Source organism: Aeromonas enteropelogenes (assembly GCF_000819845.1).
Taxonomy (GTDB): Bacteria; Pseudomonadota; Gammaproteobacteria; order Enterobacterales; family Aeromonadaceae; genus Aeromonas; species Aeromonas enteropelogenes.
The window spans coordinates 104,879-119,583 of the sequence record NZ_CDCG01000028.1 but is presented as its reverse complement, the minus strand read 5'-3'; the positions used below and the strand labels follow the sequence as shown (position 1 = coordinate 119,583).

Sequence of the window (14,705 nt, the reverse complement as noted above, 5' to 3'; positions counted from 1 at the left end):
TTATTATGCGGTGACTCTGGTGATGGTGAGTACGAGCAAGCAATAGCGGTTGCGCTCGCCGGCGGTCAGACGCTGACCTGGCTGATGTCCTCTACCTGCAGCAGCCAGCCTGACGGCTCCTGTTGCGGTTCGCCACTCAGGCGCAATCGCTCACCACTTTGCACCCACTGCCCCTCGGGCAGGGAGACCAGCAGGCTCTCGCTGCCGTTGTCGAACAGCCAGCGATCATCCCCCAGCGATTCGATCAGATAACCTTCCATCTCCACTCTGGACTCGGTTTGCCAGGATGGCGCAACGGAATCACGGCTCTCGATGAAATCCCCCTGAACACCAAAGCTGGCTAGCCCCCACAGAATGGAGAGCCCGACCAATGATGACTGCATCTTGTCTCTCCTCTTTTGGAACTGCAGGGCCAGTATGGGAAGAGAAAACTGAGCGCACCATGAACAGGTTGGCAAAGTGCAGGCGAGATCGCGAAAAAAACCATTCTGTGGGCAGATTTTGTCATTTTATGATGAATGGATCACACTCGCTGGCGGCTTTCGCTACCATTCGCGCCATTGCCGGGTTATTCAACCCCGTGGCAATGGCGCGCCAGGCCGCATCGACAGGGTCGCTTGGCGCTTGCGCTACGGTGTCATAGAGCCTAAGGTGGGCCCCCGTTCATGTTGTCGTATCGCAAGGAGCTTCTCGTATGGCCACTCCCTATCCCCGCGTCGGTGTCGGCGTCATCCTGACCAACAGCCAGGGCCAGGTGCTGCTCGGCAAACGCAAGGGGAGCCACGCCCCTTACTGGTCCATTGCGGGCGGCCATCTGGAGTTGGGAGAGAGCTTCGAGTCGGCAGCCATTCGCGAGGTGGCCGAAGAGACGGGGTTTGTCATCAGCGACCCCAGGGTCATCGCCGTCACCAACAATCTGGAGACCTGGCGCGAGAGCGGGCTGCACTACATCTCGGTCACCCTGCTGGCCGAGGTGGCAGGCGAGCCGCAACTGCTGGAGCCGGAAAAGTGCGAGGGTTGGGTCTGGAGCGATCCCCGCGCGCTGCCAGAGCCTCATTTCGATGCCAGTCGCCAATCTATCGCTTGCTGGCTGGCGGGGCGCTGCTATCTGCCACAGCCAGGCCAGGAGGCATCATAACCATCGCCTGCCGGCTGACCGTTCACTGCGATTTGCCAGCGGGATCACCCGAATAGTCATAAAACATTCATCCCTTTGTCATATCATCCCGCCAGTGCCTTTTATAACAAGACAGGAGTGGTGGCGTGGGGCAGGTGTTTATTCAGTTTCTGTGGCTGGGTTGCGTCAGTTTCGGTGGGCCGGCCGCCCATATCGGCTATTTTCAGCGCACCTTCGTCGAGCGGCTGCGCTGGCTGACCCAGGCCGAGTTCGCCCAGTTACTGGCCCTGTGCCAGCTGCTGCCGGGGCCCGCCTCCAGCCAGCTTGGCTTTGCCATCGGTCGCCACCGTGCGGGTCTGGCGGGCGCCCTGGCCGCCTTCATCGGCTTTACGCTCCCCTCCTTTGCGTTGCTGCTGGCCGCCGCCATCGGCGTGGGCCTGCTCACTGACAACCTCTGGCTGGAGGCCGCCCTGCACGGCCTCAAGCTGTTGGCGTTGGTGGTGGTGGCCGATGCCGTGCTCACCATGAGTCGCCAGTTCTGCAAGACGGTACTGCAACAGGGGATCATGGTGGTGACCGCTGCCGCCCTCTGGTGGCAACCCGGCCTCTTGACCCAGCTGGTCATGCTGGCGGGCGCGGCCCTGCTCTGCGCACGTCAGGGGGAGGGCGCAATGGCGGCGGCGCCGCAGGCTGGCGAGCGGCGCCAGCCGCACTGGCCGACCCTGTTGCTGTTTGCCCTGCTGTTTCTCGGTCTGCCACTGCTGGCAACGGATCCCGCCAGCCGTCTGGCCGCCGATTTCTATCAGGCTGGCAGCCTGGTGTTTGGTGGCGGTCACGTAGTGTTGCCCCTGCTGCAGGAGAGCGTGGGACATACCCTCAACCAGCAGCAGTTTCTGACCGGCTACAGCCTGGCCCAGCTGGTGCCGGGCCCCATGTTTACCCTGGCCACCTACCTGGGTGCCCAGCTGTTGCCTGCAGCGCCGTTTGCGGGGGCCCTGCTGGCGACGCTGGCCATCTTCCTGCCGGGATTTCTGCTGCTGTGGGCCATGGGGCCCTGTTGGCAGAGCTGGCTGGCCAACCCTAGGCTGGCGGGGGCGGTGACGGGGATCAATGCCGCCGTGGTGGGGCTGCTGCTGGCCGCCCTCTATCAGCCGGTGTGGCAGAGTGCCGTCTTGGCGCCAACGGATCTGGCGCTGGCCGCCATCGCTTTCTATCTGCTGAGGGTCGTGAAGCTGCCCATTCTGGCCATGGCCGGCCTGCTGGTGGGGGCCGCCCTGCTGCTGGCCTGATGGTGGACATGACTGGAGCCCAGTAAAAACGGCGCCCCTGATGTCAGGGGCGCCGTTTTTTATTGCTCGGGATGGCTTGCTCAGGCTTCGGGATCGAAGTCCAGGCTCAGGCTGTTGACGCAGTAACGCTGGCCGGTCTCGGTCGGGCCGTCCGGGAAGACGTGGCCCAGATGGGAGCCGCACTGGCTGCAGGTGATCTCCACCCGCTTCATGCCGTGGCTGTTGTCTTCGGTGTAGGTCACAGTCCCTTCGATGGCCCGGTCGAACGAAGGCCAGCCGCAGCCGGAGTCGAACTTGGCATCCGAGTGAAACAGCACGCTTTTGCAGCAAACGCACAGGTAGTCACCACTCTTGCGGTTGTGCAGCAGGGCGCCGCTGTAAGGGCGCTCAGTGCCTTTCTCCCAGCAGACGTGAAACTGCTCGGCGCTCAGCTTGTCGCGCCACTGTTCGGGGTTGTTACTGCTCATTCCGACTCCTCGCCACTGATAACGGTGCCCAGCATAGCGGCTCTGTAAAGCTGACTCCAGCATGCCTGTTATGGTTTGCCCGCATCTGTGATCGGGTTGGCAGGCGGCGCCACCACGGTGGCGGGAAGATGCGCCTCCTCATGGGGCAAGGCTTCTTCTGCCTGCTCATCACGCACGATCCGTTCCAGCAGCTTGAGGGAGTGGGCCCGGCTGACCGCCACCTGGCGTTTGATGTCGTCAGGCAGAAACGGCAGACCATCGTTGGTAGCCGTGTCTATGGTCTGGATCCACTCCATCCCCTCGCCGGGCGGGGGCAGGCGGAACTGGATATCGTAGTCGCTGGCGTTGAACAGCACGTACCAGCGCTCCCCGGGGCAGGTGATCATGCCGATATCCATGGCAAAAGCCTGGCCCATGGGGGCGTGCCAGTCCTGATCGGTGAGCTGATGACCATCCGGGTGATACCAGTTGACCTGGTGGCAGCTGGCGGGGGCACCGTTCCAGCTGTCGTCGCTCAGCTGCAAATTGGAGAAGACCTCTGACTCCGCCCGCAATGCCATCATCTGCTGGGTGAAGGCAAACAGCCGCTCGTCTTCCGGGCGCCACTGCCAGTTGACCCAGCTTATCTGGTTGTCCTGGCAATAGGCGTTGTTGTTACCAAGCTGGCTGCGCCCCATCTCGTCGCCGGCCAGGAAGTGCGGCGTGCCCTGGGAGAGCAGCAGGGTGGCGATCATGTTGCGCTTCTGCTGCTGGCGCAGGTTGTTGACCCGCGGATCCAGGGTCGGCCCCTCCACGCCGTAGTTGTTGGAGAGGTTGTTGCCGTGGCCGTCCCGGTTGTCCTCGCCGTTGGCCTGGTTGTGGCGCTGGTTGTAGGAGACCAGATCCTCCAGGGTGAAGCCGTCGTGGTAGCAGAGGTAGTTGACGCTGGAGTGGGGGGCGCGCCAGTTCTTCGGGAAGAGATCCCGCGAGCCCACCAGCCGGGTGGCAAAGTCCCCCATCTTGCCTGCATCGCCGCGCCAGAAGGCGCGCACCGTATCGCGATAGCGATCGTTGATCTCCAGCCACTGGCTCGGGAATTGGCCGAGGCGATAACCGAACGGGCCTATGTCCCAGGGTTCGGCGACAAGCTTGACCTGTGACAGCACAGGGTCTGCCATCAATGCCTTGAAGAAGGCGCCCATGGGATCGAACTCGCCCGCCTCTCGCGCCAGTGTCACCGCCAGATCGAAACGAAAGCCATCCACCTGCATCTCGGTAACCCAGTAGCGCAGGGCGTCGAGCACCAGACGCAGGGTGTTGGGATGATCCAGATTGACGCTGTTGCCACAGCCGGTCACGTTGGCGTGACGGCTGTAGTCGGGGCCGTGCGGGCCCGCCTCGAAGGCGTAGTAGCCCGCATTGTCGAATCCCTTGAGCGACAGCATGGGACCGTCGAAGCCCGATTCGGCGGTGTGGTTGTAGACCACGTCCAGGATTACCTCGAGCCCGGCCTTGTGCAGCTCGCGCACCATGGTCTTGAACTCGGTCACCGCCTCGCCCGTATGCGCGCTGTAGCGCGGTTCGGGGGCGAAGAAGGCGACGGGGTTGTAACCCCAGTAGTTGCTGAGCCCCAGTTGCTCGAGCCTGGGTTCGGACATGAAGGCCGCCACCGGCATCAGCTGCACCGAGGTGATGCCGAGGGACTTCATGTGTTCGATCATCAGCGGGTGGCTGATGCCAAGATAGGTACCCTGCAGTGCTTTAGGGATCCCCGGATGCTGGCGAGTAAAGCCCTTGACGTGGGCCTCGTAGAGGATGGTGCGGGCCGGTTCGATGGCAGGCTTGCCGATCCCCTGCCAGTCGAAAGCGTCATCCACCACCACCGACTTGGCCATCATGGCCGCACTGTCTCCCTGATAGAGGGCGTCGTCCCAGTAGAGGGGACGGCTGAGTGCCCGGGCATAGGGGTCGATCAGCAGCTTGTCCGGATCGAACAGCATCCCCTCCTGGGACGTGCCATGCACCCGATAACCATAACGCTGGCCGGCTTTTACGCCGCGCACATAGCCGAATCGGTACTGGCCGCGTCGGCCAGGCAGTTCGAGCCGTGCCTGTTCCTGCTCGTTGTCGTCGAACAGGCAGAGTTCCACCTTGTCCGACTGGGGGGCCCAGACGCAGAAGTGGCAACCTGTTTCATCAAGACGGGCCCCCAAGGGGTGGCCCGACCCTTTTTCCATCACAAGCATCAGGACTCCTGTTTGATAAACAAGGTCGCCAAAGGCGGCAGATCCAGCACTATGCTGTGCGCCATTCCCTGCCAGGGGGTTGGCTCGGCGGCGAACACCAGACCCACATCATAGTTGCTGCCCCAGTAATACTCGCTGTCGGTGTTGAGCACCACCCGGTAGTGGCCCGCCGCCGGTACGCCGAGGCGATAGTCGGTGCGGGGAACCGGGGTGAAGTTGGCCGCGACCATGATGGCCTGCTCGCCCTCCTTGTCCGCCCGCAACCAGGCAAAGATGCTGTTGTCGGCATCGTTGTGATCGAGCCAGCGAAAGCCGGTTTGCTCGTAATCGGCCTGATAGAGGGCCGGTTCGTGGCGATAGAGGTGATTGAGGTCGTGGATCAGCCGCTGCTGGCCGGCATGCTTGGGGTATTGCAGCAGGTGCCAGGGCAACTGGGCATCGTGGTTCCACTCGTTGCTCTGGGCGATCTCGGTGCCCATGAAGTTGAGCTTCTTGCCCGGGTGGGCATACATGAAGCCCATGTAGGCGCGCAGGTTTGCCGCCTGCTGCCACTCATCCCCCGGCATCTTGTAGAGCAATGAGTGCTTGCCGTGCACCACCTCGTCGTGAGAGAGCGACAGAATGAAGTTCTCGTCATAGTGGTACACCATGGAGAAGGTCATGTCGTTGTGGTGATAACGGCGGTGAATAGGCTCTTTTTGCATGTAGCTGAGGGTGTCGTGCATCCAGCCCATATTCCACTTGAAGCCAAAGCCCAGGCCACCCAGGAAGGTGGGGCGCGAAACCCCGGCAAAGGCGGTGGACTCCTCGGCGATGGTCATGGCGTGGGGGTACTTGCCGTACACCTCCTCGTTGGTCCACTTCAAGAGGCTGATCGCCTCGTAGTTGTGGTTGCCGCCATCGACGTTCGGCACCCACTCGCCGGCGTTGCGGGAGTAGTCCAGATAGAGCATGGAGGCGACCGCGTCCACCCGCAGGCCGTCGACGTGGAACTTGTCGAGCCAGTAAAGAGCGCTCGCCACCAGGAACTGGCGCACCGTATCGCGGCCGAAATCGTAAATGTAGGAGTTCCAGTCCGGATGCCAGCCACGGCGCGGGTCCTCGTACTCGTACAGCGGCGTGCCGTCGAAGCGGGCCAGGCCATGGGCATCGGAGGGGAAGTGGGCCGGCACCCAGTCGAGGATGACGCCGATCCCTGCCTGGTGGCAACTGTCGACGAAGAACTTGAAGTCGTTTGCGCTGCCATAACGGCTGGTGGGGGAGAACATGCCCACCGGCTGATAGCCCCAGGAGCCACTGAACGGGTGTTCGGAGACCGGCAGCAGCTCGATGTGGGTGTACTCCATCTCCCGCACATAGTCGACCAGCTCCACCGCCAGCTCGCGCCAGCTCAGGCTGTCGCCGTTGGAGTGGCGCTTCCAGGAGCCGATGTGCAGTTCGTAGATGGAGATAGGCTGCTCGCGCTTGTCGTTGCGCTGGCTCGCCACCCAGTCCGCATCCTGCCACTGGTACTGATCGTGGTCATAGACAACGGAGGCGAACGACGGGTACTGCTCGCAATAGAAGCCCACCGGATCGCTCTTGTGGGGCAGGCGGTTGCCCATGGGATCTTTCAGTTCGAACTTGTAGCGCTCCCCGGCCTTGAGACCCGGCACGAACAGCACCCAGTGGCCGCACAGGCTGCGCTGCATCGGATGGCGGCGGCCATCCCAGAAGTTGAAGTCGCCGATGAGGCTCACCGCGGTGGCGCTCGGCGCATAGACCGCAAAACGAACCCCTTCCACCCGTTGGCCGAGATGTTCCACGGTGCGCAACTGGGCGCCCAGAGTGTGGTAGAGGTTTTCCGGCTGATAGGTCAGTTCGGCGAGCCCTTCCCAGGCGGCGTCCTGGAACTGGTAGGGGTCTATGACGTCGGTGGTGGTATTCGGGTAGCTGACGATCAGCTGGTAGGGGAAGGGATTCTTGCGGCGGGTGAAAACAGTTTCAAAAAGACCTGTGTCATCGGAGGGCGCCAGGGTGGCAACAACTTTGCCCGATTTGAGGTCCCTGACGCGAACTTCGGTGGCATCAGGCAACCAGGCGGTCAGTTTGAGGCCGGGCCTATCCGGATTGGCCTGCAGGCCTAAATGAGAGAAGGGATCGGAACAGCGGGCAGCAACCAAACGTTCAACGAGCATCGAGATTTCCTTTCATGACAGATCATCCGCTCCGGCCAGCGCCGGAGCGGATTGAGGTGAGTCAGCTGTGCGCGACAGCGGCTCAACGACTGGCCTCATCACGGGCACGGCTCATCTGGCCGGCCAGCGCCTTGAGCGCCTCATTGGCAAAAATATCCTCCAGGTCGGCGGAGAGCTTGCGGCGCCAGTTGGGATATTCGTAACTGGTACCCGGCACGTTGACCGGCTTGTCCATCTCCAGCCAGTCTTCCAGCTGGGTGCTGAACAGGGCGCAGCTGCCACGGGACATGTGGATCTGCAGGCCATGGTTGAGCTCGGTATTCATGCCAACCCAGTTGACGTCACGGCTGATGTTGTCAGAGATGACCTTGTGGGCGTGCAGGCTGTCGAGGATCCGCTGTTTGGCCTGGTGGCGATCAGCATACAGAGTCTTGAGAACGTCTTCATCCGGATACAATCCGAGCTCGCGTCCCAGCGCCAGATCGTCGCAATGCCAGAAGCCCTTGAGGGTCGGCATGTCGTGGGTGGTCAGGGCCGACATCGCCTGCTCGGCGTAGTGGGCCGGGGAGATGAAGCCACCGTCCTCCTTGGAGCGCTCGAAGAAGAACACCTTGTAGGAGTGGACGCCGTTCTCCTTCAGGGTCACGTCGATCCCCTCCGGCACAGTGCCGAGATCCTCGCCGATCAGCAGGCACTGATTGCGGTGGGATTCGAGGGCCAGGATGCCGAGCAGGTCGTTGACCGGGTAGTAGATGTAGGCGCCCTTGGCGGCGGACTCTCCTGGCGGAACCCACCACAGGCGCAGTAGCGCCATCACATGGTCGATGCGCAGGGCGCCGCAGGAGCGCATATTGGCGCGAAACAGATCCACCATCGGCTGATAGGCAGCCTCGAACAGCTGGTTCGGATTCATGGGGGGCAAGCCCCAGTTTTGACCGAGGGGACCCAAAATATCGGGCGGCGCACCGACCGAAGCTTTCGGGCAGTAGAGATCCTGGTTGGCCCAGATCTCGGTAGAGCCTTCGGAGACACCCACCGCCAAATCCCGGTAGATCCCCATCACCATGCCGGCGGCCTTGGCGCGGGCATCGGCCTGGGCCAGCTGCTCGTCGGCGAGGAATTGCAGATACAGGTAGAAGGCCACATCCTGCTGGTGTTCCGAGGCCCAGGCTGCGACCGCAGGGTTGTGGTAGTCACGGAAGACCTCGGGCCACACCGGCCAGCCCCAGGCGTTTTCGCCCTTGGCGTAGAAGTGAGCCTGCAGGGCATCGAAGGTGGCCTGTTGTTGCAGACTGTCGCCACCGGCGGCGACAAAGCTGTCGAATGCAGCCTGACGTTCGGCGCTGAGTTTGGCCTGGTCAAACACCTGGCGCAGCATGGCGATCTTGGTTTCGATGACGCCTGTGTAGTCGACGTTCTCTTTGGCGCGCAGCTCGGTCAGGCGCTGCTGGAAGGCGGGGCTTGCCACTTCCGCTTTGAGGCCTGTGTTCCCCTGGAATTCGGGGACGGCTGCCACGTCGATATAGGCGACGTTGAGCCAGCGACGGGATGAAGGGCTATAGGGGCTGGCGCTCTCCGGATTGGCCGGATAGAGGGCATGGATGGGGTTGAGGCCGACGAAGTGGGCCCCCCAGGCGGCCGCTTTCTCGACCAGCTGGCCCAGATCGCTGAAATCACCGATACCCCAGTTATGGCGGCTGCGCAGGCAGTAGAGCTGCACGCTCGGGCCCCATACCTTGCGGCCATTGGCAATGGGGGGCTGCTTGTAGCAAGCCTTGGGCGCGACGATGAGACGCATGGTGGCGAGCGGTTCGTCATTGCCCTCTTCCAGCAGCACCAGCTGGTGGTAACCCAGCTCCGGGGTCATCGCCAGGGTGACGCGATAGGCCTGGCACTCCATCTCCTCGAATTCGGCGACGCCGACCAGCTCGCCCTCGATGGGGGTGAACTGACCGGACAGCACGGCACCCTGCTCCTGCTGGAGCTGCCAGGTGAGGGCGTCATTGACGAATTCGATGGGGAGGCGGACTTCGAGGGTCACCGGCTCGTCGGTGCGAACCACCATCACGGGGTCCAGCGCGCGCAGCCAGTGCTGGCGGTGCTCCTGCTCCAGCTGCTCGGTCAGGGCTGCTTCGTCATCGACGCGATAGCCCATGGCGCCCAGCATGGCGGCCTTGCTCTCTTCAGACACCTGGGCCGGTTGGCCCCAGGCATCGACATACTCGCTGGCGATGCCTTTTGCGGCAGCCAGCTGTTCGATCAGGGTGGTCATAGTTTGAGAATTCCCGCTGTGGATTCTATCTATACTATTTTGATTAATTTTTATGGGTGGTACTTGAACAGTGGCTCTTTGGCCATGCTAAACCGCGTTCATTTTTACATATCTGTCGTTATGGTTGTGTGACCGAGTAGGCACTATTGTTGATAATTGCGAAGGGGGCAAACAGGATGTTTTTTTGTCAAAGTACGGTAATCAGTTACATAAACAGAAAATAAATTTCACAGTTTTTCATGATATAGCGCAATTTCGGACCGAATGTTGGTTGACTCACCGTAGAGTTCTAGTAAATTTACAAGCGGAATTTTCTTTGACTACTGAACAGTTAGGTAACTAAATATGACTATCAAAGTAGGTATTAACGGTTTTGGCCGTATCGGTCGTTTCGTATTCCGTCTGGCTTGCGAGCGCAACGACATCGAAGTTGTTGGTATCAACGACCTGATCGACGTTGACTACATGGCTTACATGCTGAAGTACGACTCCACCCACGGTCGTTTCAACGGTACCGTTGAAGTTAAAGACGGCAACCTGGTTGTTAACGGCAAAACCGTACGTGTTACCGCTGAGCGTGACCCGGCCAACCTGCGTTGGAACGAAATCGGTGTTGACGTTGTTGCCGAAGCTACCGGTCTGTTCCTGACCGACGAGACCGCTCGCAAGCACATCGCTGCCGGTGCCAAGAAAGTTGTTCTGACTGGTCCGTCCAAAGACGCTACCCCGATGTTCGTTATGGGCGTTAACCACGCTACCTACGCTGGCCAGGACATCGTTTCCAACGCTTCCTGCACCACCAACTGCCTGGCTCCGATCGCCAAAGTACTGAACGACACCTTCGGTATCGAGTCTGGCCTGATGACCACTGTTCACGCTACCACTGCTACCCAGAAGACCGTTGATGGTCCGTCTGCCAAAGACTGGCGCGGTGGCCGCGGCGCGGCTCAGAACATCATCCCGTCCTCTACCGGTGCTGCCAAGGCTGTTGGCGTAGTTATCCCGGAACTGAAAGGCCTGCTGACTGGTATGGCTTTCCGTGTTCCGACTCCGGACGTATCCGTTGTTGACCTGACCGTTAACCTGAAGAAAGCTGCCACCTACGCAGAAATCTGCGAAGCGATGAAAGCTGCTTCCGAAGGCGCCATGAAGGGCGTTCTGGGCTACACCGAAGACGAAGTGGTTTCTACCGACTTCCTGGGTGAGCGTCAGACCTCCGTATTCGACGCCAAGGCTGGTATCCAGCTGACTGACAAATTCGTTAAAGTTGTATCCTGGTACGACAACGAAATGGGCTACTCCAGCAAGGTTCTGGACCTGATCGCTCACATCTCCAAGTAATTTGGGATGCGCAATCGCGTAGCTTGAAAAAGGCGGCCACTGGCCGCCTTTTTGTTTTTCGGTTCCCATGATGACAGGAGTCCACATGCAATCCATTCGTCCCCTGACCGCCAACTGCCAGCTCGCCAACAATGCGGCCGGTCTGCCCGTTCTCACTATCAGCAATGACTGCGCCAGGGCCGAGATCAGCCTGTTCGGCGCCCATGTGCTGAGTTATCAGCGCCATGGCGAACCCGCCTCCATCTGGTTGAGTGACAAGGCCGTGCTGGATGGCAGCAAGCCCATCCGTGGCGGCATTCCCCTCTGCTGGCCCTGGTTCGGCCCGGCGCCGGCTCGCGTCGGTAGCGGCAAACCCTCCCACGGCTTTGCCCGCACCAGCCTCTGGACGCTGGATGGCGTCTCCGATCACGCCGACGGTACCCTGGTGCATCTCTCCCTGCGCGACAGCGAGGCGACCCGCACCCAGTGGGATCACGCCTTCGAGCTGGAGTTGGACGTGCTGGTAGGCAAGGAGCTCTCCCTGGTGCTGACCACCCGCAACACTGGCAGTGAGCCTCTCGTCTACAGTGGTGCCCTGCACACCTACTTGGCGATCAGCCAGCCGGAAGCCGTCAGCGTTAGCGGTCTGGGCGAACCCTATGCCGACAAGCTGACCGGTCAGGATGGCAAGCAGCAGGGGGCCTTGACCCTGAGCGGTCCGCTGGATCGCGTCTATTGGCAGCCCGAGGCGCTGGTCAGCATCCAGGATGGTGAGCGCGAGATCCGTGTGGTGAGTGGCAACCATGACAGTGTGGTGATCTGGACCCCCTGGCAGGAAGGGGCCACCGCCATGGCCGACATGAGTGACGACGGTTATCGCACCATGCTGTGCGTCGAGGCGGCCATCGCAGGCGAGGCGGGCGTCACCGTCGCCCCCGACGAGGAGCACAGCCTCTCCACCGTGATCATCTGATCGCCTGGCAAGTCATATAACAAGAGGGCTCCCGCGGGAGCCCTCTTTGTATCTCGTCATCAGGAGCAATCAGGCATTGCCCTGCGTCTTGAGCTTGAGTTCGGCGGCAAAGTCCAGCATGCGATCGAGGGGGATCAGGGCCTTGAGTCGCAAGGCTTCGTCCACATGGATCTCGTGGCGCTCGGCACCATCGGTGAGGGTGGACTTGATGGCCACCAGGCCGTTCATCGCCATCCAGGGGCAGTGGGCGCAGCTGCGGCAGGTGGCGCCATCACCACCGGTGGGCGCTTCCACCATCTCTTTCTCCGGACAGGCCTGCTGCATCTTGTAAAAGATGCCCCGATCGGTCGCCACGATGAGCTTCTGCTGGGGCAGCTCCCTGGCTGCCTTGATCAGCTGGCTGGTGGAGCCCACCGCATCGGCCAGTTCGATGACAGAGGCGGGGGATTCGGGGTGCACCAGCACGGCGGCATCCGGATTCTGCGCTTTCAGATCGCGCAGGGCGCGGGCCTTGAACTCGTCGTGGACGATGCAGTGCCCCTGCCAGCGCAGCATCTCGGCGCCGGTCTTCTTTTCGATGTAGGCGCCCAGGTGGCGATCCGGGCCCCAGATGATCTTCTTGCCCTGGCTGTCGAGGTGTTCGACGATCTCCAGCGCTATGCTGGAGGTCACCACCCAGTCAGCCCGCGCCTTGACCGCCGCCGAGGTGTTGGCGTAGACCACCACGGTATGGTCGGGATGGGCATCGCAGAAGGCGGAGAATTGCTCGATGGGGCAGCCCAGATCGAGGGAGCACTCGGCCTCCAGAGTCGGCATCAGCACTCGCTTGTGGGGGCTCAGGATCTTGGAGGTCTCCCCCATGAAGCGCACGCCTGCCACGATCAGGGTCTGGGCGGCGTGATCCCGGCCAAAGCGGGCCATCTCGAGGGAATCCCCGACGAAACCACCGGTGGCTTCGGCCAGCGCCTGAATCTCGGGATCCGTGTAGTAGTGGGCGACCAGCACGGCCTGACGCTCCTTGAGCAGTGCCTTGATGTCTGCGATCAGGGTCGTCTTCTGCTCGGCGCTCAGGGGAACCGGTTTGGCCGGAAACGGGTAGTCCATCTCGACTACCGGCGGGATACTGCTCAGTGCATTGCTCATTGCGACTGTTCCATCAACGCTTGGAAAGGCAAAAATTATAACCAGAAGCTGGGCACAAACCCATCAACAAATCGGTCCTTGTGCGGCGTTCGACATATCCCTCTGTTATTTCATCGGGTGGGGGAGCCGTCCGTTACTGATGAAGGGCTGTCATGGATATTGACCAACAAAAAGCCCGCGCGATGGCGGGCTTGGTGTCAGTCATCGAAGGCCCTCAGGGGAGGGGCTCAACCAGCAGGATATGGGAGTCATACCCCGTCACTCTGACCCTGCTGCCCGCCGGGAGTGACTGGTTGCAGCGCACTGTCCAGACGGTGTCGTCCAGATGGACCCGGCTCGAACCCTGATTGACATCATCCAGCAGGGTCAGCTCGCGTCCCAGATAGCTCTGCATCCGCTCGTTGATAGGGGCGGCGGCATCTTGGCCGGAGCGATCCCGCTGGTGCTGCCAGCGCCACCAGGCCCAGGTGGTGAGCAGGGATTGCACCGCAAACAGCAGCAGCTGAGCCTGCCAGCCGAAGGGCCACACCAGCAGCAACAGGCCCACTTCCAGCGCGGCGATGCCGGTCCAGAGCAGAAAGCCTACCGACCCCAGCACTTCGATGGCCAGCAGCACGAAGCCGAGCCCCAGCCAGTGCCAGTAAGTCAGCCCCTCAAACAGGGCTGTCATGGTTTGCCACCCTTGCCATCCTTGTTGAACAGCTCGGCCATGCCGGCCACTGCGCCTATCAGGCTGCCCGCCTCCAGCGGCATCATCACCACCTTGCTGTTGGGGCCTTCACCGATGCGGGCCAGCGCCTCTGTGTACTTCTGGGCCACGAAGTAGTTGATGGCCTGCAGATCCCCTTCGGCGATGGCTTTTGACACCATATGGGTTGCCTTGGCTTCTGCTTCTGCAGCCCGTTCCCGCGCCTCGGCGGCGAGGAAAGCGGCCTGACGCTCACCCTCGGCTTTGAGGATCTGGGATTGTTTCTCCCCCTCGGCCTTGAGGATTTTGGACTGGCGAACCCCTTCGGCTTCCAGTACTTCGGCCCGTTTCTGGCGCTCGGCCTTCATCTGGGCGTTCATGGCTTCTACCAGCGCCAGCGGCGGGCGTACATCCTTGATCTCGATGCGGGTTACCTTGATCCCCCAGGGGGCGGTGGCGGCATCCATGGTGCGCAGCAACTTCTCGTTGATGGTGTCGCGCTGGGAGAGCATCTCGTCCAGCTCCATGGCGCCCAGCACGGTACGCATATTGGTCATGGTGAGGTTGCGGATGGCGCTGGTCAGATCGTTCACTTCATAGCCTGCCTTGCGGGCGTCCACCACCTGCACGAAGCTGATGGCGTCGATGGTGACGTTGGCGTTGTCGCGGGAGATCACCTCCTGTGCCGGGATGTCCAGTACCTGCTCCATCATGATGATCTTGTGGCCGATGCGATCTATGTAAGGGATCAGCAGGTTGAGACCGGGGGTGAGGGTACGGGTATAGCGGCCGAAGCGCTCCACGGTCCAGTTGTAACCCTGCGGCACAATCTTGATCCCGGCGCTCAGGGTGGCGATCACCAGGAATATGAAAATTCCCAGCACAATCAATGATTCATTCATCATTTGACTCCGTTTCAATGTGTCTCGATAGACTATACCCCGCACGGTGAAAGCACCAGTCACCCGCTGCATGCCGGGCATTTCGCTACCCGCAATCTTCTTTTCTGCACCCTCTATTCAAGGGCATCGCGC

Annotated in this window: 12 protein-coding genes; 4 read left to right on the top strand and 8 right to left on the bottom strand. The window is 61.3% G+C overall.

The window, feature by feature from the left end; all coding sequences use genetic code 11:
- Nucleotides 1-65 precede the first annotated feature (65 nt).
- Nucleotides 66-383, bottom strand: coding sequence for a hypothetical protein (locus tag BN1123_RS10915; protein WP_042026978.1), 318 nt, complete (start codon nt 381-383; stop codon nt 66-68).
- Between the two features lie 311 nt (nt 384-694).
- Between BN1123_RS10915 and BN1123_RS10910 the strand changes: the two genes are divergently transcribed.
- Both BN1123_RS10910 and chrA read left to right on the top strand, forming a co-directional pair.
- Nucleotides 695-1,138 (top strand): nucleotide triphosphate diphosphatase NUDT15, encoded by a 444-nt coding sequence (locus BN1123_RS10910; protein WP_042026977.1) that lies wholly within the window; start codon nt 695-697, stop codon nt 1,136-1,138.
- A 125-nt stretch (nt 1,139-1,263) separates the two neighbouring features.
- Nucleotides 1,264-2,406, top strand: a complete 1,143-nt coding sequence (gene chrA, locus BN1123_RS10905) for a chromate efflux transporter (protein ID WP_042026975.1) — start codon at nt 1,264-1,266, stop codon at nt 2,404-2,406.
- 80 nt (nt 2,407-2,486) lie between these two features.
- Here chrA and msrB read toward each other — a convergent pair whose 3' ends face one another.
- From msrB to malQ, 4 genes are all read right to left on the bottom strand, one after another.
- Nucleotides 2,487-2,873, bottom strand: coding sequence for a peptide-methionine (R)-S-oxide reductase MsrB (gene msrB / locus BN1123_RS10900; protein ID WP_042026974.1), 387 nt, complete (start codon nt 2,871-2,873; stop codon nt 2,487-2,489).
- Between the two features lie 68 nt (nt 2,874-2,941).
- On the bottom strand, nt 2,942-5,098 hold the full coding sequence (glgX, locus tag BN1123_RS10895) for a glycogen debranching protein GlgX (RefSeq protein WP_042026972.1): 2,157 nt from the start codon (nt 5,096-5,098) through the stop codon (nt 2,942-2,944).
- Nucleotides 5,098-7,275 carry a 1,4-alpha-glucan branching protein GlgB gene (glgB, locus tag BN1123_RS10890; protein ID WP_042026971.1) on the bottom strand — a complete coding sequence of 726 codons (2,178 nt, stop codon included), beginning with the start codon at nt 7,273-7,275 and terminating at the stop codon, nt 5,098-5,100. Before glgB ends, glgX begins: the two co-directional genes overlap by 1 nt.
- 82 nt (nt 7,276-7,357) lie before the next feature.
- Nucleotides 7,358-9,547: a 4-alpha-glucanotransferase gene (gene malQ, locus BN1123_RS10885; RefSeq protein WP_042026968.1), complete on the bottom strand. Its 2,190-nt coding sequence runs from the start codon at nt 9,545-9,547 to the stop codon at nt 7,358-7,360.
- Nucleotides 9,548-9,892: 345 nt separating this feature from the next.
- Between malQ and gap the strand changes: the two genes are divergently transcribed.
- Entirely contained in the window at nt 9,893-10,888 is a 996-nt protein-coding gene (gene gap / locus BN1123_RS10880) for a type I glyceraldehyde-3-phosphate dehydrogenase (protein WP_026457038.1), read from the top strand.
- A gap of 85 nt (nt 10,889-10,973) precedes the next feature.
- Nucleotides 10,974-11,840 carry a D-hexose-6-phosphate mutarotase gene (locus BN1123_RS10875; protein ID WP_042026967.1) on the top strand — a complete coding sequence of 289 codons (867 nt, stop codon included), beginning with the start codon at nt 10,974-10,976 and terminating at the stop codon, nt 11,838-11,840.
- A 69-nt stretch (nt 11,841-11,909) separates the two neighbouring features.
- Here BN1123_RS10875 and nadA read toward each other — a convergent pair whose 3' ends face one another.
- From nadA to BN1123_RS10860, 3 genes are all read right to left on the bottom strand, one after another.
- Nucleotides 11,910-12,983, bottom strand: coding sequence for a quinolinate synthase NadA (gene nadA / locus BN1123_RS10870; protein WP_042026966.1), 1,074 nt, complete (start codon nt 12,981-12,983; stop codon nt 11,910-11,912).
- A gap of 214 nt (nt 12,984-13,197) precedes the next feature.
- The gene (locus BN1123_RS10865) at nt 13,198-13,653 is read right to left on the bottom strand and encodes an NfeD family protein (protein WP_042026965.1); all 456 of its coding nucleotides are present in this window, start codon (nt 13,651-13,653) and stop codon (nt 13,198-13,200) included.
- Nucleotides 13,650-14,573 carry an SPFH domain-containing protein gene (locus tag BN1123_RS10860; RefSeq protein WP_042026963.1) on the bottom strand — a complete coding sequence of 308 codons (924 nt, stop codon included), beginning with the start codon at nt 14,571-14,573 and terminating at the stop codon, nt 13,650-13,652. The genes BN1123_RS10865 and BN1123_RS10860 overlap by 4 nt, the downstream gene beginning before the upstream one ends.
- Nucleotides 14,574-14,705 lie beyond the last annotated feature (132 nt).

Excerpts from the sequence above, each read along its gene's own strand:
- BN1123_RS10915 (WP_042026978.1), bottom strand. The coding sequence starts at position 383 with ATGCAGTCATCATTGGTCGGGCTCTCCATTCTGTGGGGGCTAGCCAGC.
- BN1123_RS10910 (WP_042026977.1), top strand. The coding sequence starts at position 695 with ATGGCCACTCCCTATCCCCGCGTCGGTGTCGGCGTCATCCTGACCAAC.
- msrB (WP_042026974.1), bottom strand. The coding sequence starts at position 2,873 with ATGAGCAGTAACAACCCCGAACAGTGGCGCGACAAGCTGAGCGCCGAG.
- glgX (WP_042026972.1), bottom strand. The coding sequence starts at position 5,098 with ATGCTTGTGATGGAAAAAGGGTCGGGCCACCCCTTGGGGGCCCGTCTT.
- glgB (WP_042026971.1), bottom strand. The coding sequence starts at position 7,275 with ATGCTCGTTGAACGTTTGGTTGCTGCCCGCTGTTCCGATCCCTTCTCT.
- malQ (WP_042026968.1), bottom strand. The coding sequence starts at position 9,547 with ATGACCACCCTGATCGAACAGCTGGCTGCCGCAAAAGGCATCGCCAGC.
- gap (WP_026457038.1), top strand. The coding sequence starts at position 9,893 with ATGACTATCAAAGTAGGTATTAACGGTTTTGGCCGTATCGGTCGTTTC.
- BN1123_RS10875 (WP_042026967.1), top strand. The coding sequence starts at position 10,974 with ATGCAATCCATTCGTCCCCTGACCGCCAACTGCCAGCTCGCCAACAAT.
- nadA (WP_042026966.1), bottom strand. The coding sequence starts at position 12,983 with ATGAGCAATGCACTGAGCAGTATCCCGCCGGTAGTCGAGATGGACTAC.
- BN1123_RS10865 (WP_042026965.1), bottom strand. The coding sequence starts at position 13,653 with ATGACAGCCCTGTTTGAGGGGCTGACTTACTGGCACTGGCTGGGGCTC.
- BN1123_RS10860 (WP_042026963.1), bottom strand. The coding sequence starts at position 14,573 with ATGAATGAATCATTGATTGTGCTGGGAATTTTCATATTCCTGGTGATC.